This is a genomic window from Flavobacterium sp. KACC 22758 (assembly GCF_028736135.1).
GTDB lineage: Bacteria > Bacteroidota > Bacteroidia > Flavobacteriales > Flavobacteriaceae > Flavobacterium > Flavobacterium johnsoniae.
Genome location: NZ_CP117878.1, coordinates 71,171 through 91,166 on the forward strand (window position 1 = coordinate 71,171; position 19,996 = coordinate 91,166).

21 protein-coding genes are annotated in these 19,996 nt (G+C 34.2%); 1 reads left to right on the top strand and 20 read right to left on the bottom strand.

The features are described 5' to 3' along the window. Positions 1 to 8: 8 nt before the first annotated feature. The 18 genes from PQ462_RS00355 to PQ462_RS00440 all read right to left on the bottom strand — a co-directional run bounded on the left by PQ462_RS00355 (position 9) and on the right by PQ462_RS00440 (position 15,772). Positions 9 to 1,007: a virulence RhuM family protein gene (locus PQ462_RS00355; protein ID WP_274251953.1), complete on the bottom strand. Its 999-nt coding sequence runs from the start codon at positions 1,005 to 1,007 to the stop codon at positions 9 to 11. A 1-nt stretch (position 1,008) separates the two neighbouring features. Next, positions 1,009 to 2,148 carry a beta-ketoacyl synthase N-terminal-like domain-containing protein gene (locus PQ462_RS00360; RefSeq protein WP_274251954.1) on the bottom strand — a complete coding sequence of 380 codons (1,140 nt, stop codon included), beginning with the start codon at positions 2,146 to 2,148 and terminating at the stop codon, positions 1,009 to 1,011. Between the two features lie 109 nt (positions 2,149 to 2,257). Next, positions 2,258 to 2,707: an acyl-CoA thioesterase gene (locus tag PQ462_RS00365; protein WP_274251955.1), complete on the bottom strand. Its 450-nt coding sequence runs from the start codon at positions 2,705 to 2,707 to the stop codon at positions 2,258 to 2,260. Further along, positions 2,682 to 3,965 carry an ABC transporter permease gene (locus tag PQ462_RS00370; protein WP_274251956.1) on the bottom strand — a complete coding sequence of 428 codons (1,284 nt, stop codon included), beginning with the start codon at positions 3,963 to 3,965 and terminating at the stop codon, positions 2,682 to 2,684. Before PQ462_RS00370 ends, PQ462_RS00365 begins: the two co-directional genes overlap by 26 nt. Further along, the gene (locus tag PQ462_RS00375) at positions 3,955 to 4,707 is read right to left on the bottom strand and encodes an ABC transporter ATP-binding protein (RefSeq protein ID WP_121362688.1); all 753 of its coding nucleotides are present in this window, start codon (positions 4,705 to 4,707) and stop codon (positions 3,955 to 3,957) included. Before PQ462_RS00375 ends, PQ462_RS00370 begins: the two co-directional genes overlap by 11 nt. 7 nt (positions 4,708 to 4,714) lie before the next feature. After that, positions 4,715 to 5,713: a BtrH N-terminal domain-containing protein gene (locus tag PQ462_RS00380; RefSeq protein WP_274251957.1), complete on the bottom strand. Its 999-nt coding sequence runs from the start codon at positions 5,711 to 5,713 to the stop codon at positions 4,715 to 4,717. Continuing rightward, positions 5,714 to 6,118, bottom strand: a complete 405-nt coding sequence (locus tag PQ462_RS00385; RefSeq protein WP_121362687.1) for a hypothetical protein — start codon at positions 6,116 to 6,118, stop codon at positions 5,714 to 5,716. 9 nt (positions 6,119 to 6,127) lie between these two features. Continuing rightward, a complete protein-coding gene (locus PQ462_RS00390) occupies positions 6,128 to 6,448 on the bottom strand; it encodes a hypothetical protein (RefSeq protein WP_012023184.1) in 321 nt (106 codons plus the stop codon). Next, positions 6,441 to 6,848, bottom strand: a complete 408-nt coding sequence (locus PQ462_RS00395; protein ID WP_012023185.1) for a hypothetical protein — start codon at positions 6,846 to 6,848, stop codon at positions 6,441 to 6,443. Before PQ462_RS00395 ends, PQ462_RS00390 begins: the two co-directional genes overlap by 8 nt. 63 nt (positions 6,849 to 6,911) lie before the next feature. Next, a complete protein-coding gene (locus tag PQ462_RS00400; RefSeq protein ID WP_274251958.1) occupies positions 6,912 to 7,343 on the bottom strand; it encodes a hypothetical protein in 432 nt (143 codons plus the stop codon). Next, positions 7,343 to 8,476: a beta-ketoacyl-ACP synthase III gene (locus tag PQ462_RS00405; RefSeq protein ID WP_274251959.1), complete on the bottom strand. Its 1,134-nt coding sequence runs from the start codon at positions 8,474 to 8,476 to the stop codon at positions 7,343 to 7,345. Before PQ462_RS00405 ends, PQ462_RS00400 begins: the two co-directional genes overlap by 1 nt. Positions 8,477 to 8,493: 17 nt before the next feature. Beyond that, a complete protein-coding gene (locus PQ462_RS00410) occupies positions 8,494 to 9,396 on the bottom strand; it encodes a dialkylrecorsinol condensing enzyme DarA (RefSeq protein ID WP_274251960.1) in 903 nt (300 codons plus the stop codon). 287 nt (positions 9,397 to 9,683) lie between these two features. After that, positions 9,684 to 10,562 (bottom strand): LpxL/LpxP family acyltransferase, encoded by an 879-nt coding sequence (locus PQ462_RS00415; protein ID WP_274251961.1) that lies wholly within the window; start codon positions 10,560 to 10,562, stop codon positions 9,684 to 9,686. After that, complete coding sequence (locus PQ462_RS00420; protein ID WP_012023190.1) at positions 10,562 to 10,816, bottom strand: acyl carrier protein; 255 nt, start codon at positions 10,814 to 10,816, stop codon at positions 10,562 to 10,564. The genes PQ462_RS00415 and PQ462_RS00420 overlap by 1 nt, the downstream gene beginning before the upstream one ends. Beyond that, entirely contained in the window at positions 10,809 to 12,044 is a 1,236-nt protein-coding gene (locus PQ462_RS00425; protein WP_073408262.1) for a beta-ketoacyl-[acyl-carrier-protein] synthase family protein, read from the bottom strand. Before PQ462_RS00425 ends, PQ462_RS00420 begins: the two co-directional genes overlap by 8 nt. A 168-nt stretch (positions 12,045 to 12,212) precedes the next feature. After that, positions 12,213 to 12,944: a 3-oxoacyl-ACP reductase FabG gene (gene fabG / locus PQ462_RS00430; RefSeq protein WP_012023192.1), complete on the bottom strand. Its 732-nt coding sequence runs from the start codon at positions 12,942 to 12,944 to the stop codon at positions 12,213 to 12,215. Between the two features lie 9 nt (positions 12,945 to 12,953). Then, a complete protein-coding gene (locus PQ462_RS00435; protein WP_012023193.1) occupies positions 12,954 to 14,183 on the bottom strand; it encodes a WG repeat-containing protein in 1,230 nt (409 codons plus the stop codon). 68 nt (positions 14,184 to 14,251) lie between these two features. After that, entirely contained in the window at positions 14,252 to 15,772 is a 1,521-nt protein-coding gene (locus tag PQ462_RS00440; RefSeq protein ID WP_073408260.1) for an HAL/PAL/TAL family ammonia-lyase, read from the bottom strand. 101 nt (positions 15,773 to 15,873) lie between these two features. On the opposite strand from PQ462_RS00440, the gene PQ462_RS00445 reads away from it, so the two are divergent. Beyond that, entirely contained in the window at positions 15,874 to 17,124 is a 1,251-nt protein-coding gene (locus PQ462_RS00445) for an NAD(P)/FAD-dependent oxidoreductase (protein WP_149205820.1), read from the top strand. Positions 17,125 to 17,352: 228 nt separating this feature from the next. On the opposite strand, the gene PQ462_RS00450 is transcribed toward PQ462_RS00445, so the two are convergent. Further along, a complete protein-coding gene (locus PQ462_RS00450) occupies positions 17,353 to 17,958 on the bottom strand; it encodes a hypothetical protein (protein ID WP_274251962.1) in 606 nt (201 codons plus the stop codon). A gap of 134 nt (positions 17,959 to 18,092) precedes the next feature. Further along, on the bottom strand, positions 18,093 to 19,778 hold the full coding sequence (locus PQ462_RS00455) for a sodium/sugar symporter (RefSeq protein ID WP_121362682.1): 1,686 nt from the start codon (positions 19,776 to 19,778) through the stop codon (positions 18,093 to 18,095). Positions 19,779 to 19,996 lie beyond the last annotated feature (218 nt).

Sequence of the window (19,996 nt, forward strand, 5' to 3'; positions counted from 1 at the left end):
CACCTTGTTTATTTTCTGATTTTCTTTATTTCTTTATCAAAATCCGAAATTATTTTTTGAGTTTTATTGAACTCATCATATTCTTTAATTGCTTTTTTATCTGCTTGGATTTTGGATATTTTTCCTTTTCCTTCTAATATTTTGTACTCGTTGAAAGAAAGAAATTTATTAACACTTTCAGCCAATTGTTCCATAGTGAAAGTGTTTTCTCTTTCAATTAAACCTTCTATGTAATCAAAATAGCCTGTAACAGTTCTTTCCAATTGATTAATTTCTTTTTCTTGTAAATAATTTTTAGCAACAATTACATCAGATTTTATAATTCTTCCCTCTGGAGCATTTTTCCAAGTGGTAAGGCCCATATTATTTTGGGTTTTATCTGCATTTTTATGAACAATTTCCGCAGCCGTGTTTCCTGTTATGGCAAAGTGAAATTTGTTTTGAACCATTGCATAAAAACTTTTAGTGACTTCTGAATTTTTATCATAATCAATACTACACTCAGCAAAAATATCACTTACTTGTTGGTAAATGCGACGTTCGCTTGCACGAATAGAACGTACTCTGCGTAATAATTCTTTGAAGTAATCTTTACCAAAAACTGTTTGTCCTTGTTTTAAACGTTCATCATCTAAAACAAAACCTTTGATTATATATTCTTTTAGGGTTTGAGTTGCCCAAATTCTAAATTGTGTGGCTTTTGTTGAATTTACTCTATAGCCGACAGATATAATTGCATCAAGATTATAGAATTTTTGATTTCTGGAAACTTGACGTTTACCTTCAAGTTGAACTTGCAAGATTTCCTTGAAGGTTGAATTTTCTTCTAATTCTCCAGACTCAAAAATGTTCTTTAAATGTAAAGAAATATTCTGATGTGTAGTGTCAAACAACTCACTCATGGCTTTTTGTGTGAGCCAAAGAGTTTCATCTTGTACAACAACATCAACTCTAACATTTCCGCTTGGGTGGTTATAAATTATAAATTTAGTTTCGTTATTCTCCATTTCATTTCATCTTTTCAAAAACCACAGCCGTATTACAACCTCCAAAACCAGAAGCCGTTTTTAGAAAATATTCAATATTTTTTTCTCCATTTTTCTCAATCACATTGATAGCTTCACTAACTCCAATTTCATCAAAACCTTTTGATTCAAAAAGTTTGTTTTGATTAGCAGATTCTATCGCAATTACAGTTTCCAGTAATCCCGAAGCGCCTAAGGTATGACCGTAAAATCCTTTTAAACTATTTACAGGAACGTTTTGTAAACCCAAACGATTTAAAGCAATAGCTTCCATTTCGTCATTATAAGGTGTTGCGGTTCCGTGGGCAGAAATATAATCTAATTTTTGAGCTTCAATCTGTGCTTCTTTTAAAGCATTCTGAATACTTCTGAACAAACCTTCACCAGTTCTTGACGGACCCGAAATATGATTCGCATCGTTGATCGAGCTATCACCGATAACTTTTATTGTAGCGGTTGCCGGATTCGCCGAAATTAAAACTGCTGCTGCTGCTTCGCCTAAACTTACTCCGGTTCTGTTTTTAGAATACGGTTTGCAAGGCAGTTCGCTCATAGCTTGGAAAGCATTAAATCCAGACAAAACAAATTCTGAAACTTCATCGCCGGCCACCACAAAAACATTGTTGTATAATTCAGACTGAATCATTCTTTTAGCAATGGAAACTGCTAAAATTCCGGAAACGCAGGCATTTGAAACTACAATTGGCTGTGTTTTGAATCCGAAGAAATCTGAAATGTTTTTAGCTAGAACATCTAAATGTGCGTTGTTGAAACTTTCTTCAGAATCATTTGCTAAAGCCGTAACATTTCCTTTTGTGGTAGAAAGTATAAAAGCGGTTTTTGAATTTAGTTCAACACCTGATTTTTTGATAATTGGCTCTAAAGCCAAAATCATCATTTTCTCTAAACGAGAATATTTTGTCTCAGTACTAATTTTTGAAAAAGCACTGTTTATTTTTTCATCAGAAATAATTGAAGCATAAAATGAATTGGGCATTAAAGAAATATCATTATGAAGCTGAATGCCAGAATCACCGCGAAGAATCGCTTCAACATTTGATTCGACATCAAAACCTAATGGCGTGATACAATTGGTTTCTGTAATGTATATTTCTCTTAACATTTTATGATTTTATTCCAGCGTGTTTTTTATGGCACGCAGATTTAACAGATCAAACGGATTTACACAAATTATTTATTTTTAATTCGTACTAATTTGTGCAATTCGTGTTTTATTTCAACAAGCCGACTTTTCGTTTCCATTCTTCATAAAATGGCGGATTGGTCAGCATTAAATTTCCTTCTTTATCTAAAAAAACCTGAGTCGTTTCGCCAGTGCAGGCTACTTCTCCTTTGTCGTCAATAATTTTAAAACGGTAAATCATTTTGGCTGCGGGCGTGTCAACAACTGTTGTTTCAATTGTTACCACATCGCCGTAACGCAGAGATAATTTATGTTCGCAGGTCGATTTTACAATTGGCGTTGTATATCCGGTTTTGGCAATATCCAGATACGTCAATCCGTGTTCACGTCCAAAAGCTTCACGTCCATCTTCAAAATAGGTAATGTAGTTGCCGTGCCAAACAATTCCAAGCGGATCAGTTTCGTTAAAACGAATTCTGATTTCGTGTGAAACGGTTAAATCTTCAGCTTCTTTAAACTGCTCTTTTCTTTTTATCATAAAATAATGCGATGGCTGTTGTGAGAATGAAAAACAAAAATAACAAACTTATTTTTGGAATAATTTCAAGGAAAGAAACGTTGCGTAAAAGAACGTCGTAAAAAGCATCCAATCCCCAGTTCATAGGAGACGATTTGGCAATAATCTGCATAATCTTTGGCATGGCAAAAACCGGAACCCAGATACCGCCAATTGCAGCTAGAATGATCACACTTGTTGCACCAAACGGAGCCGATTGCTCTTGTGTGCTTGCAATTGTTCCTAATAAAATTCCGAATCCAATAGCAGCGAAACCTGAAAACAAGGCTACAACGCTCATTAATGCTAAATGGCCTTCAATATTTAAAGACGGCAGTCCGATGGATGGAAATAGAAAAACTGCAACGGCAACCATCATATAAAACTGAATCATACAGATTACAGAATATGTGATAGTTTTACCAATAATCACCACTAAATTAGAAACTGGATTGGTTCTTAATCGAACGAAAGTTCCCTGTGATTTTTCTTTTACAATATTAATCGATAACGGAATTACAATGAAAAATATCGCAAAAAGTGTCCACGCCGGAACGTTATGTTGCACCGAATTTGGACGAATTTCTTTGTTGTTTATCTTTGGAATTATCTCTTTGAATGAAATGAAACTTTTCTGCTCAAAATTGGTGCTTCCTTCTCCTAATTGTTTTTCGAAAGTGGTATAAATTGATTTGGTTTCGATCTGTGAAATCATTTTGTCAATCGAACTCATGACTGCATTTTTGAAACTCATCTGTACCGCGGGATCAAAATACAGTTTTACCTCTTTTTCTTTGATAATGCGCTGAGGTTCGTTTGCCGCTGTACTATCTGCAAAACCTAAATTGCTGACAATTTTTTCGACATTTTGATCTACTTTAGCTTGTAAATCAGAACTTAATTTTTCGGGAATTATAATTGCCAATTGAAATTTTCCTTTGAAAACATTTTCTCTGGCAACATCTTCACTAATTGTTTTATTATCGATTTGTGTTACAACACTAAACAGATTGCTTTTTTCTAAATTTTCAAAAACAGTTTTCGAAACCGAACCTTTGTCGTTATCCACCAATAAAATTGGAATTTTAGAATCGCTTACGGTTTTAAAAGTGCTGTCCTGAATCAACGTTACAGTAATCACCAAAACCAACGGCATTATAAACAAAATAATCAATCCGCCTAAATCACGTTTAAGCAGTAAAAATTCTTTTACGATCGACATCCAAATTTTATATAGCATCTCTCAAGTCTTTACCGGTTAATGAAATAAAAACGTCTTCGAGATTGCGGGCATCTTTAACAGAATTAATTAAGGTTGAAGGTGTTCCTTTTGTATAAATCTGACCTCTGTCGATAATTGCAATCGTGCTGCAGAAATCTTCTGCTTCAGCCAAATGATGTGAAGTATAAATAATAGAGGTTCCGTTTTGGTTTAATACTTTTAAATAATCCATAATGGCATTTTTAGACTGTACATCGACTCCAACAGTTGGTTCGTCTAAAAATAAAACTTTTGGATTATGCAGAATTCCGGCAATCAAATTCACACGGCGTTTCATTCCGCCGGAAAAAGTTCCAACAGGTTTGTCGGCAAATTTTAATAAACCCAGAAGATCTAAAGTTTCGATTACTTTATCTTTTAAATCTGAACCTTTTAAACCGTACATACTTCCAAAATAATGCAGGTTTTCTCTCGCTGTAAGAGTAGGGTATAAGGCATATTCCTGAGGAACAACGCCTATGATTTTTTTAATTTTTGAAGAATGATGCTGATAGTCTAGACCATTTATGGTAAAATGTCCTGATGTTGGTTTTACCAATCCGCAGAGCATTGAAATCAGGGTTGTTTTTCCGGCACCGTTTGGGCCTAATAAACCAAAAACTTCTCCTTCGTTTATATCCAGCGAAACATCGTTCAAAGAATACTGATCTGCTTCTTTGTACTTTTTCGAAAGGGATTCTATTTTAATTATAGGCTGCAAAATATGTTTAGCTGATCGCTTTTTTTAATTTTTTAAAAAAGATTTCTTCTCTATTGGCAATGTCCAAAAGTTCATCGGCAATAGTATTGTAAGCGTCTTCTTTGGCACTTCTGTTTTTATAAATTCGCGAAGCTTCAACAGCAAAATCTCGCCATGAATCGCCAATTTTTGTCATTTCTTTAGAAAGTTCTTTCAATTCTTCATTACCTAAAACAACCGAAGCTTCCTGTAAAAATGCGGCATAAATAAAACGGAAACCTCCGCCTCCGGTTCCTATTTCTTCCTGCATACGAACCATTTGCGCCAGATAATGATTGGCTTTTTTAGTACCGTGTTTTATAGGCCATTTTCTAATTTGCTTAGAAACAAATTTGATACCGCGAACACCTACAATTGGCATTGGCGCCAGCATATCGCGGCAGGTATTTTTTATTCCTTTAATGATGGCGCTTTTTAAATCGACATCTTTTGGAACTTGAATTGGATAATACATTTGGCCGCGCGGTGCAAAAGCACCTTTAGCAAAACGCACTTTGTCTAATTCTTCGTGTGTTAAAGTTGTAACGGTTTCCATTACAGGATCACTCACTAAATAATCTTTATCGGTTTTTCCGTAAACTACTAAATTGTGTGCGTTGAAATGAAAACGGTATTCGTCTGGGAAATAACTTAAATTGTAAACACCGACTTGTAATCCGGTTGGAATATTATTTTTTAAATTTTCGTCCAATGCTTTATTTGCATTTGATACCGATGAAAATTTTTGTCTTTTTATTTTTAGGTTTAAACGGGTTGCTACTTTATTAAAGATTTGTCCAGGCAGAGTTCTGTAGCTGATTGCCGGAGCATAATTCACTTTTATAAAAGGCAGGTATACAAAAAACAGCCCAGAGCCAATACCAAAAACCATCGGTTCGCTGATGTTTAGTCCGCTGTTTTTTAGCAGATTCGACGCTACTCCATTCTCACAATGAGCAGACTGATGATGTGTGAAAGTTAATTCCATTTATTTGGTAATGCTGTTTTTTAATTCGTCAATTGAAATTTCAAAAGTGTCGGCATATTTCTGCAGCACTTTATCGCTTAATGAGGCAAAAACACTTGGTTTAAAATGTCTTTTTACACGCCATTTCCAGAATCCTACATAGCTTGATAAAATAGTAAGATCCATTTTGTTGATTTCCATAAAATAAACAATCGGACTTACTTCGCCATCTAAAACCTGTTGCCTGGCCTCGGCAATACGTTCGTTTATTTCATCGATAGAATTCGATAATGCAATTGTTTTGGGTTCCCAGCCTGTACTTAAGGTTGTGGTATAGTTGCCATTTTCGTCGGTTGCGTATAAAAGCTCTTTGACGTTATTTTTGGTTAAATTGCTGGTGTCTTGTGGTACTTTATCTTTTTCCATATTGCTAATTTAATTTATTAGAAACATACAGACTGAAACTATACATAAACTAATTATTAAAAATCCCAGATTGGCGAAAGCCAGAGTTCGTTGTTTTTTTACAAATAAATAAATCATTTCGATCAGCATTCCTGCATAAAACATCTGGGTTATTATAAACCCCATGATGAATAATCCCAATCCGCCGTCGACATGTTTGTGTCCGGTTTCATCGCAAAACTTATGAGGATCATAGGTAAAATACCAAAATGCGAAAAGTAATGCAAGTAAAAGAATCAAAATTCCGATTCGGATTACGAGATGTAAAATGATTTTTTTTGAATTACCCAACCGAAACTGTTTTTTGAATGAACAAGTTAATTTCGCATTCTAAGAGTATCTGGTCTTCGACAGAGCTGCTGCAGCTCATCGTGCATAAAGTGTAATCGTCGCCAGCGAATTTTGAAACTAAATCTGCTTTGGTAATTATCGTGTCGCCGACTTTTGGCAGCGAATGAATTTTTACATTTTTTAAGGCACTGATAAATCCAATTACATTTACGTTTTCATTTTCTGTTCCGTCTTCATCAAAAAAATATTTTTTTCCAACAATAGACGAACAAGTCTGCGCCGTATTTTCGATTAAACCCGCTTCAATAAAAACATTATCCTGAACAAAAATATTGTCTTCTTTTATCAAAAAAATGGTCTCTACAAAGTTGGCATCAATTTCCAGAATTAAATCTACCATAAGCAATGGTGCCCGGTGCGGTAAATAATTTTGTATGTCAACTACGGGATTCAAAATTCTATATTATTTAGCTAAAACGGTTTTCATCTGTCCGTTTGCAATTTCTTCATTATTTAATGTCGTAACAATATTCACCAAAGTTATTCCTGCAAATTCCTGCAGAATAGTAACTTCAGATTGAATGGTATTGTTTAATTGTGGCAGTTTTTTAATTTCAATTTCTTTAATAGAACCAATATAACCTGTTGGCGCTGTTTCGTTTCTTAAAAAATATTGATATCCGGTATGCAATGCCACAGATTGTGCCATATGCTCAATTAAACCTGCTTCTAGAAAAATATTATTTTTTACAAAAATATTATCCTGCTCAATTTTTAAACCAGAAACTAAAGAAGTTTCGGTATAAGAATGCATGGTATCGACCATCACAAAAGGGAACTTTTGCGGCAGTAAATTTTCTACCATTTCTTTTTCTAAAGAAGCCATTGTTTCCATTAACAAACTGTTAAATACGCATAGGCGAAAGAAAATCTTCCGCTTTCCGGAACTGATAAAAGAATGTGATCTCCTTTTTTCAGGTTTCCTGAATTCATTAATTCTTCTAAAGCCAGGTAAATTGAGGCAGAACCTACGTTACCTACTTTTGAAAGATTCATGAACCATTTTTCATCACTCATTCCAATTCCTTTTTCGCTTAATCCTTTCTTTAATCCTTCAACAAAGAAGTTAGATGAAACGTGGGGAATGAAATAATTAATATCTTCAGATTTGATGTTGTTTTTATCCATTGCCTCTTTCATGCTTTCTGCACCTTTGGTAAGGATAAATTCATCTAATAATTTTACATCTTGTTTAATTGAGAAAACAGATTCGTTTAACCATTGTTCTGGTGCATAATCGCTCCATCCTTTGATTTCTCCATTTTCTTGTTTATCTCCTCCGGCGTACATACAGGTTTCTAATTCGTAAGCATACGAAAAAGCTTCCATCCATTCTATTTTAAGAGAAATTGGACCTCGTGGTTTATTTTCTAATAAAAATGCACCGGCACCGTCAGATAACATCCATCTTAAAAAATCTTTTTTGAAAGCAATGATTGGCTGTTCTTCAAGACTTTTTAAGTTTTCGGTTTCGTGATTGTATTTTTGAGCATTCAGCCAGGTTGAAACTTTTTCAGATCCTGTACAGATTGCATTTTTTGAATTTCCAGATCGTACCGAAAGAAAACCAAATTTAAGTGAGTTCATTCCGGCACAGCAGACTCCCGTTGAAGAGTTTAATTCTACTGATTTATTTTTTAGCAGACCATGAACCATCGCAGCATGCGAAGGCAGAAAAATATCAGGAGTTGAGGTCCCGCATGAAAGTACTTCTAAATCCTGAGGCGTAAAATTTTCGTCGAATAACGGTAAAATAGCATTTCGCGTTAATTCGGCATTACTGTGTGTGCTTTTTCCTGTTTTGTCAACAGCGTAATAACGGCTTGTAATTTTGTTATTGCGCAAAATAATACGTCTTGCTTTTGAGGCTGTATCATTGATCAGACCTAAATAGGCTTCCATTTCATCATTCGAAACAGCTTCGTTTGGCAAATATTTTGCAGCTTTTGTGATATATACTTCAAACATAATCTAAAAATAGTCTTCTAAACTCCTTGATAATATTGAGTTTCTCTTTTTATGGTTTTTAACTTAAAAGGGTAGGAAATAAAGTGCAATATATACACTATTGGTGAGATTAACCAAATTGCCAAGAATAAATAAACATTAAATACTTTTAGAAGCTTTTTTCGGTTTTTTTGATTTTTATAAATAAGGTTTGACCATTTATTGAAAATTTTATTGGCCGTTTTGTCCACAGTCACTAAATACGGACTGATCTTTACTGCACCAATTCCTACTAATTTTGGCTGTAAATGCTCTAAGTTATTCTCGTTAAAAGCAGAAAGCATTACTTCTCCAAATTTTGGAGATTCTTGTATGTCTTTTTCTGAAACTCCCGGTAGCGGAAAAATACCTAAATATTTTTTCTTAACTCCAGAGAACATCCATTCTACAATTGTAATTACGCTGATTAAATTTCCAACACGATCTACTAAGGCAACATTTCCCACTAATTGTGCGTTTGCTTCTTTTAGTAGTGTTTTTATTTTTTCCTGTGCCATAATCCACATGTTTCTTGAACCGCTTATTGTAATTACAGGCGTATTGTTCAGGATTTTTTTGGCATCGTCACTTTTCAAAAACGAATTAATTGGAATTGACGGCGATAAATACCAAACTTGATAGTGGAAAAGAATTAAATCAAATTTTGTATCTAAAATTGCTTCAGGAACTGGTTTTAATGTTGTTGGAATTTGTAAAAACGATTCTGGAAAGGCATCAAAAAACGCATCCTTATTCCACGGAAAGGGGAAAGGCTTCTCGAGCTGGATTTCGTGAAAAGTTACATTTATATTCTCTGAGTTTAAAAACGGTTTTGCGATGTTTTGCGCAATCGTTTCTAACTGTCCTGATTGAGAATAGTAAATAACGAGAACATTTTTCATTTAGGTTTTACTGCTTTGGTTGCGGACAAAAGTAAGTAAATTTATTTAAACGAATTTTCTTGTTTAACGCATTAATGTTTAGGAGTTTTAATTGCCCTCGATCTAAAGGATTAAAAGGGTTTTCGCAGGTTAAAAAAAATAATAACGTTAAACAGAAATACAATGAAGCTCTCAGATTCTTACAGATTAAACGGGGTTTTGATGAATGTTTTAAGTAGTTTCTTAAAAAAGGAAATAAGACGTGTTATTTATACTGCGTAAATCTATTCTATCTGTTAAATCTGTGATTAACGTAAATCATTCCAAAAGTCGAAATAATTAAACCATTGCAGCGGATATTTTTTTATAATGCTTTCTACACTTGTCACGTATTCTTTTAAAAGTGCTTTTTCGTCGCGGTGTTTTACCGTAGCTTCTCTTGCATAAAGATGATAATGCAGATTTGGTTCTTTCATTACATACACAAATACAACGGGCACTTTTAATCTTGATGCTATTAAAAATGGACCTGCCGGGAAATTGGCTTCTTTGCCAAGAATATTTTCAGAAAGAGATTTTGTACCTTCAAAATAACGATCGCCGGTAAAACAAACCAGTTCATTATTGGCCAAAGCCGCATTGATCTCAAAAATATGAGACAAGTCTTCTTTAATAATAATAAATTTTACGGTTGGTTTTTGGGTAACGCTTTCTAAATAATTTTTAATTGCCGAATGCTCTAAATCTGTAGTAACAAGATTGATTTGAAAATCAAGATCGATATCGCCTAAAAAGTGTTCGGCGATTTCAAAATTCCCAACATGCGCGCTTATTAAAACGCCTCCTTTTTTTTCGGCTAAAAGATTTTTTAGAATTTCGATTCCGTCAAATTCATAGGTGAATTTATTTCGCATTCCGGCCGAAATGGAAATTTTATCAATAATGGTCTGCCCAAAAGTATAGTAACTTTTGAAAACCATTTTTTTAGATTTAAAAGTGGAATATTGAAGCCTTTCTTTAAAGTAATAAAAAATAGCGCGGTTGCTTTTTTTTAGAAACAGGAAATAATAAGAAGCAACAAAGTAAAGTAAACCATAAGCAGATTTAACACCCGCTTTCTTTATCAAAAAAACGAATATTCTATAACCTAAAACAGTTCCTTTTGATTTACCATCCCATTGACTCATTAAGCTGTTTTGGCTTTTAATTTGGTTTCAATAAGATCGTAGAAACTTTGGAAATCAGAAATTCCAACAAAATCTGCCTCAACTAGTTTTACGCCAAAGTTAGATTCAATTGAAACTACTAAATCAACATAATCTAAACTGTCTAATCCAAGCGTATCTTTTAAATTAGCATTTGGTTCAATGTCGTCATTATCAACTTCAAATTCATCAACTAAAAAACCATTAATTTTTGCTATAATCTCTTCTTTATTCATCGTTCAATTTAAACTTTTTAACCACCAACGCAGAGTTGGTTCCTCCGAAACCGAAAGAATTGGACAAAAATATGTCAAATTTTTTGTTTAACGTAGTTTTAACTAAATTTAATTTTGAAGCATCTTCGTCTGGATTTTCTAAATTGATGTTCGGGGCAATGAAATCGTTCTGCATCATGATGATAGAGTAAATAATTTCACTTGCTCCTGCCATCCAGCATTCGTGTCCAGTCATTGATTTTGTAGAACTTACGTAAGGATTTTTCTCACCAAAAACTTCAAATATCGCCTTGGCTTCGTTTGCATCACCAACCGGAGTTGAAGTTGCGTGTGCATTTATATACTCAATATCTGATGCTTTTAGTTTAGCATCATCTAATGCTCTCTGCATTGCTGTAGAAGGACCTTCGACATTTGGTGTCGAAATATGCCCGCCGTTTGATGAAAATCCGTAACCTGAAACTTCGGCGATAATATTGGCACCGCGCGCAATTGCAGATTCGTAACTTTCGAGAATTAAAGTTGCACCGCCGCCACTCGGAATCAATCCGTCGCGTCCGGCATCAAAAGGTCTTGACGCTTTTTCGGGATCGCCTTCACGGTTAGAGAAAACGCCCAGTCCGTCAAAACTGCTCATGGCATATTTGTTTATTTCCTGCGCTCCTCCGGTTATAATAATATCCTGAAAACCACTTTTAATTAAAAAATAAGCCAATCCAATAGAATGTGAACCACTTGCACAAGCGGCACTAACGGTTAAATTAATACCACGAAGTTTAAAAATCGTTGAAAGATTCATGGTAACGGTAGAATTCATCGATTTAAAAATCGCACCAGAACCAATAAGAGCAGTGTCTTTTTTCTCGCGGACAATATCTGTAGCATCAATGATAGCTTTAGAAACACTGTCGTTTCCGTACATGATTCCCACTTCGCGAGTTTCAAAAAAAGCATCGTCGATATTAGCATTTTTCAATGCTTCGATAGTTGCCATATAAGCATACTCGGTTTCTTCACCAATACTCATACGCTGTCTGCGGGTCAGTAAATTTTTTAAATCAGCTTTAGGAACCATTCCCGTTAAGGCTGATTGAAAACCAAATTCTTTTCGGTCAGAATCAAATTTTATCCCTGATTTTCCATTATACAGTGATTCTTTTACTTCATCTAAAGAAGTTCCGATACAAGAATAAATTCCCATTCCAGTAATTACAACTCTCTTATTCATCGTCTTTCAAAGTAATTTTTTAATCCTTAAAGTGTAATTTTTTAAACAAAGGCACAAAGGTTTTATCTATCTTTTATTTTTAATCCTGCAATCCCAACAATTGTCAGGATTGCAGGTAATTTTCAATGTTAAAAAAAACTTAAAAATAATATCGCAAACATAATATTCTTAAGAATATATTCCGCCATTTATATTAATAATTTCTCCGGTAATGTAACTTGATTTTTTTGAAATCAAAAAGCTTACCAAATCTGCTACTTCTTCGGCTTCGCCAAAACGATTTACTGGAATCAGTTTTAATAATTCTTTTTCATCCAGTTCACTTGTCATATCGGTTTTAATAAAACCCGGTGCAACAGCATTTACTGTAATGTTACGTTTTGCTACTTCTTGCGCCAATGCTTTTGTTGCTGCAACAATAGCACCTTTTGCTGCTGAATAATTGGTTTGTCCTGCAGTTCCTTTTACACCAGAGACTGATACAACATTTACAATTCGGCCATATTTATTGCGAAGCATTTTTTGAATAAAAAACTGCGTTACATTAAAAAATCCGTTTGCACTTGTATTCATAACACTGTTCCAGTCCTGCGGTGTCATCCACATAAAAAGACCATCTTTTGTAATTCCTGCATTATTTACAATCGCTTCTACTAATTTTTCAGGATTTGCTTCCTGCCACTGTGTAAGAACGTCTTGCACCTGCTCAAAATTGGCAACATCAAAACCTAAAATTTCTCCGGTTGCGCCTAATTTTTGTATTTCTTGTAATGTTTCTTCGGCGGCAGTTTTGTTTGAATGATAATTAATCAGAATATGATAATTAGATTCAACGGCTAATTTTTTACAAATAGCACTTCCAATTCCTCTGGAACCGCCTGTTACTAATACACACTTCATAAGTGAAATTTATTTCTTTTTCTTAGCTGCTGGTTTTGCTGTCGCTTTAGCTGCTGGTTTGGTTGTTTTTGTTTCTTGTTTTGGAGCTTCAACAGGAGTTGCTGCAGGCTGTGGTTTTTCGGCTGATTTTGAGAATAATTCAGCATTTTCAAACCATTGGTTGCTTAATACAGTTCCGTCTGGTTTAAGAAAACCCCATTTTCCTTCATTTTTTACCCTTGCTACTCCATCAATAAAGCCTTTGTCCTGTTGTACAAACATGGCAATAATAGCATTTGTAGTAATGCCGTATTGTGTTGGAATTATTAGTTTTCCTGACTCATTAATGAATCCCCAATTGCTTTCTTTTACCGGTGCTAAACCATTTGTACTGAAAACTTCGGCATCATTGTAAGTTGGTTCAATTACAAATTTTCCTTCAGGATTGATGAATCCCCATTTTTTTCCAACTAAAACCGGAGCTAAATTTTTTGAGAAAGCTTTTCCTTTATCATATATAGGTAAAATAGCCCAGTTTCCTTTTAAATCGATATAACCAATTTTTCCATTTTTTTTGGCAAAAGTCAAATCCTGAGTTTCAAAATCCCAGATTTTTTCGGCTCCGTCAACCGGAGTAAATTTCCCGCCGCTTACCAATCCGAAGGTTTTGTCTTTTCTTGCCCAGGTTGTTCCTTTAAAGTAGTTTCCAATTTCAGCATAAGCCGGCTCCACTACTTCTTTTCCTTCTGTATTTATGATTCCCCAGTTTTTGTTCAGTTCTACTCTTGCATAACCATTTTCAAAAGATTTAATCTGATCGTATTTTGGTTCTAAAACAACGGCCATTTTATTGTTTATCAAACCTACTTTATTGTTTTGTCTGATAAAAGCAACACCGTTATTAAAATCGAATAGTTTTTCTGAAGCAGGAGCTTTTTGAATTTCACCTTTTTTATCAATATAAACCCATTCCTTATCTTTTTGTACTACGGCAATTCCGTTGTTAAAATCTTTGGCATCTTTAAAATCTGCCGGAATTACCCAGCTTCCTTTACTGTCAATAAATCCCCATTTCCCGCCGTTTTCTACAGCAGCCAAACCGTCTGAGAAACTTCTGGCCGATTTGTATTGAGGTTCGATTTTAAATGATCCGTCTTTGGAAATATATCCAATTTTAGAATTCTTTTTAACTAATGCCAGTTCTTGACTGTTAACAAATTGAATACTTGCCAGCAGCAAAAAAATAAGTGTCTTTTTCATGATTTTAAAATTCAATGTTTAATGATTAAAAAAACTAAAACTCTTTGGGGCTATTGGTATATCAATTTTTAATTGTTGATCAAATGATCTTTTACTTTTTGAACAAAAGGATACATTACCTGATCTTCCTTAAATGTTGGAATTATATTTCTAATTTCATCGTACCATTTTTTAGAAACAGATGAAATTTTGTCTTTCTGTCCTAAATAATCAATTGCCTGAACGATAGTGATCATTTCGATAGCCAGAACTTCAAAAGCATTTTCGATTACTTTTGAGGTAATCACTGCCGAGTTAGTTCCCATACTTACAATATCCTGATTGTCGTTGTTGTTTGGAATACTGTGAACATACATTGGGTTCGACAACATTTGGCTTTCTGCCGTTGTAGATGTTGCTGTAAACTGAACACCCTGCATTCCGAAATTAAATCCTAATGTTCCTAAGTTTACAAACGGAGGAAGTAATTCGTTGATTTTTGAATTTAATAAATAGTTCAATTGACGTTCTGCCAGCATTGTTAATTTAGTGATAACAATTTTTAGTTTATCCATTTCAAGCGAAATATAATCTCCGTGGAAATTTCCGCCGTGGTAAACATGCTGGTTTTTTACATCGATAATTGGGTTATCGTTTGCCGAGTTAAATTCGTCTTCCAGAATAGAAGCTACATTATTAATAGTTTCTAAAACCGGTCCTAAAATTTGAGGAACACATCTTAATGAATAATATTCCTGAACTTTTTCTTTGAAGATTTCTTCGGTATTTTCACCAGAATATAAATGGTCTTCTCTTTTACGGATTAAAGTACTGTCTGAAAGATTTTGACGCATTTTCAGCGCAATTTCCTGCTGCCCTTTATGACGTTTAGTCTGGTTTAGTTCTTCTGAGAAATGATCGTCATAAGCCTGAACCAATTCGTTAATTGCACATGAAGATTTTAATGACCAGTCTAATAATTTTTTAGCATGATAAACATTTACAACTCCAATTCCAGTCATTACTGAAGTTCCGTTGATTAATGCCAGACCTTCTCTAATTTCTACCTGAATTGGTTTTAAACCTTCAATTTCAAAAACTTCAGGAGTTGGTCTTCTTTCACCTTTATAAAAAACTTCACCTTCGCCAATTAACACTAAAGCCAAATGTGACAGTTGTACTAAATCACCGCTGGCACCAACGCCTCCGTGTTCGAAGATTAAAGGGGTAATATCTTTATTGATAAGTTCAGACATTAGGTTGATTACTGACGGGTGAACGCCTGAATTTCCTAATGAAAGAGTGTTTAAACGAGCTAAAATTGCTGCTTTTGCACAAACCGGGCTTAATGGTTTTCCGGTTCCCGAAGAGTGGCTTCTAATTAAATTATATTGAAGCTGAATTTGATCAGACTCTTTAATTCTATACTGCGCCATTGGTCCAAAACCAGTGTTTACGCCGTAAATTACTTTATTCCCAGAGAATTCCTTTAAGAAATTGAAACTTTCATTAACTCGGTTTACGACAACGTCGCTAATTGTAACTTTTTGATTTCCAAAGATTATGGCCTCAAATTCTTCTAAACTTAAATATTCGTTAATTGTATTCATTAAATCGGTTTTGATTGTGCTAATTTAATTTTATTTATCAAAATAAATGTAGTTATTTTGATGATGGCAAATGTAGGTTAATAATTGATAATATTCTTATTATGACAAAGGAGTTTGTAGATGTTTTAGTAATAGGCGCCGGACCGTCCGGATGCGTATCTGCATCGTATCTTCATAAAAATAATGTTAAGGTAAAAGTTGTAGAAAAACAAAAGTTCCCGAGACTTGTTGTTGGCGAAAGCTTAATTCCGAGAGTAATGGATCATTTTGCTGAGGCAGAATTGTTTGAGGCTCTTGATGCAATGAATTTTGAAAAAAAATTGGGAGCCCGCTTCATTAGAGGCGAAGAAATTTGTGTTTTTGATTTCAGCAAAAAATTTGGCGAAGGCTGGGACTGGACCTGGCAGGTTCCTCGTGCAGATTTTGACAATACAATGGCTCAGGAAGTCGTTAGAAAAGGTGTTGATCTGGAATTTGAAACCGAAGTTCTTGAAGTTTCTTTTGAAGGAAAAAAATCGAAAACAATCGTAAAAGATAAAGATGGAAATTTAAAAGAAATCCACGCCAATTTTATTATCGACTCAAGCGGTTACGGACGTGTATTGCCAAGACTTTTAGATTTAGATACGCCTTCAAAATTAGATCCGCATTCTTCTATTTTTACACATGTAAAAGATATCAACAGACCAGAAGGTGAAGAAGGAACTCAAATTTCATTTGATATTCTGGAAACTGAAGTCTGGTTATGGGTAATTCCGTTTTCTAACGGAAATACGAGTTTAGGTGTGGTTGGACCAACAGATTTTATCAACTCTCTTTCTGAAAATAAGGACAATGCTGAGGCTTTGAAAAATGCAATTCAAAAATCGGAATATTATATAAAAAGATTTGCCGGAACAGAATTTCTGTTTGAACCGGTTAAATTAGAAAACTACTCAAGAGCCGTAAAAAGAATGTATGGTGACGGTTTTGCTTTAACTGGAAACAGTTCTGAGTTTTTAGATCCGGTTTTCTCATCTGGTGTAGCTTTTGCAACCGAATCTGGAATGCTTGCAGCAAAATTATATTTAAAAGAATCACAGGGAATTGCTGTTGACTGGGAAGTTGAGTTTACACAATATATGAAACGCGGCATTGCAGTTTTTACTACTTATGTGCAAGAATGGTACACAGGAAATTTACAGACTTTATTTTTCCATCAGCCGGAAAATCCAGATGTAAAAGAAAAAATTTGTGCTGTTTTAGCAGGGTATGTCTGGAATGAAGAAAATTCGTTTGTAAAGAAACACGATCACGTAATAGCCAATATGGCGTATTTACTAAATATGCAAAAAGAGCAAAGCCCTGAATAATCAGGGCTTTTTCAATTAAAAGAATAATTTTTATTTCGAGATTCATTCCGTAGGAATGTTTCGTCAGTAGTAGAATGAAATTTGAATTACGGTTATACGTTCCGTAGGAACGTTTGATTTATGGATATGTATATTATTTCCGTAAATTAGATGTCCCTACAGGACATAATGCAAAACGATAATATTTTTTTCTACCGACGAGATATTCCTAACGGAATATATATGTTTTTATTTATACGCTTTTTTTGCAATCAATTTAGACATTGTTTTTGCGGTTTTTGCAAATCCTTCACCAATTCTGGTTTCGTTGCTAAAGTTGCTTCCCCATTGATCTCCTGGAGCTTCTTTACTTGTAATTTCTAATAAAACATTTGATTTATTAGCAGTTTCAACAAATTTTAAATTGGTAGTTACTTTTGCCGGCTGTTTCATAATTCCTGCATCCCAGCCCGGATAAATCCATACTGCTTTTACAATTAAGGTGTAAGGAGTATTTAAACCTTCCTGAAAGTTTAAATCTTTTTTCTCTTTAGTTAATACGATATTGGCAATTTCTAAAAATTTAGGAGTCCAGATCTGATCTTTTGCAGCGATCCATTTTTTCTCCCAAATGTTTCCATTTCCTTTTGCTTTTTGATCTAAATCGGATTTGTGCTCCTGAACATACTGCGCTTCCGATTTTTTTTCTTTCATCATAGTAAAGCCGCTGTAATCAAATTCGGTATTGATTTCTTTCTGATCTTTTAAAAAGTCAAAATTTCCCTGAACAACATTTATGTCCTGAGCAAATGCAGCGCCGGAAATAAGAAATACGGCAAGAATTAGTTTTTTCATTTTTTTGGTTTGATTAAAGGTTAGTTTTTTTTCGGGTTAAAAGTAGTTAAAACAATTAATTAAAAAATTTATTGTGCAAACAAAAAGAGGATCCAAATCTGGATCCTCTTTTTGAAATTTATATTGAAATTCTGTTACCAGAACTTAACGTATAATGCAATAATAATCAACATTGTAATAACGATTAAAACCGTTGTTTGCGGTTTAACTTTAAACATTCCCGGTTCTGTTTCGAATGCTTTAGGGTTTACTTTTGGACCAGCAAAACTCATTAAGATCATTACTAACATTGTAAAGAAGAATGACAATCCCATACAGATATGGAATGGAATTTCAAAAGCTCCTTTTCCGTTAGGGTAAGCTGTGTATAAAAGCGTATCGTTTCCAAATAAAGCAGGTGCATATTCGTTGAATAAAACAGATAAAACGAAACCTAAAATTACACCCACGATAGCTGCTGCTCCTGTTGTTCTTTTCCAGAACATACCAAGGAAGAACATAGCAAAAACTCCCGGGCTGATAAATCCTGTATATTTTTGAATGTAAGTGAAACCACCAACACCGCCAATTCCTAAAATATCATTCCATGTAAATAAAACAGCTAAAAGCATTGCTGCAAAAACAGCAAGTCTTCCAATGTTTACCTGTTGTTTTTCACCAGCTTCTTTTTGGATGTATTTTTTATGAATATCTAAAGTATAAATAGTCGAAATACTATTTACTTTTCCAGCCAGCGAAGCTACAATTGCAGCAGTTAAAGCTGCAACCGAAAGTCCTTTTAATCCAGTAGGAAGGAAAGTCAATACAGCAGAATAAGCACCATCTTTTCCACCCACTAATTGAGGTAAATGTCCGTTTGTATATAAAACATAAGCAGCAATACCAGGAAGCATTACGATAAGCGGCATTAATAATTTTAGCATACCAGCAAATAAAATTCCGGTACGAGCTGTTTGTAAATCTGCTCCAAGTGCTCTTTGAGTAATGTATTGGTTACATCCCCAGTAGTTTAAATTGATAATCCAGATACCTGCCGCGTACGATAATAATCCAGGGAAAGTTAAATATTTGTCTATTTCCAGCTGAGAAGAAGATGCAGTTGGTTTAGGGATAATCATTTTAAAATGCTCAGGAGCTTCTTTCATTAAAACTTTGAAACCAGCGATCGCATTTTCACCCACTCCAAAATATTGGCCAACTGTTGTTAAAGCAATGTATGATGTTACTAAACCTCCAATAATAAGTACAGCTACCTGAATAACATCAGTGTAAGCTACAACCTTCATTCCTCCAAGAGAGATAAACAAAGCAAAAACGGCAAGACCAATCATAATGATATGGAGATATTCACCGCCGGCAAGACCGTTAATTGCAACCGCACCTAAATATAGAATAGAAGTTAAGTTAACAAAAACATATAAAAACAGCCAGAAAACAGCCATAATCAAAGCAGTCGATTCATTATAACGTGTTTTTAAGAACTGAGGCATAGTGTAAATCTTATTTTTAAGATATACAGGAATAAACCAAACAGCTACAATAATTAAAGCAACAGCCGCAAGCCACTCATAAGCTGCAACCGCTATTCCTAAAAAGAAACCTTCGCCGCTCATCCCAATAAATTGTTCTGCAGAAATGTTTGAGGCAATTAATGATGCTCCAATCGCCCACCAGGTTAAATTTCCTTCTGCAAGAAAATAAGCTTTAGCATCTTGTTCGTCTTGTTTACGTTTTCGGTAGACCGTATAACCGTAGACAGAAACTACTATGAAATAAATAATAAAAACCGCATAATCTGCGAGAGCGAGGTTTGACTTCATTGGTAATAGTATTTTAGATAATTAGTATAGGTGATTGTTGTTTTAAAAGTTATAAAATGTTTATTGTGTTGTGTAATCTTGTTAAAAATGAAATATGTGTTTTTATTTTGTTATTTTTTTATCAAAACAAGAACAAAAGTCAAATTTAAAATAAAAACTTAAAAAACAATCATTGTAAATGTGTTATTTACATTTATAGAAGGATTATTATGTTAAAT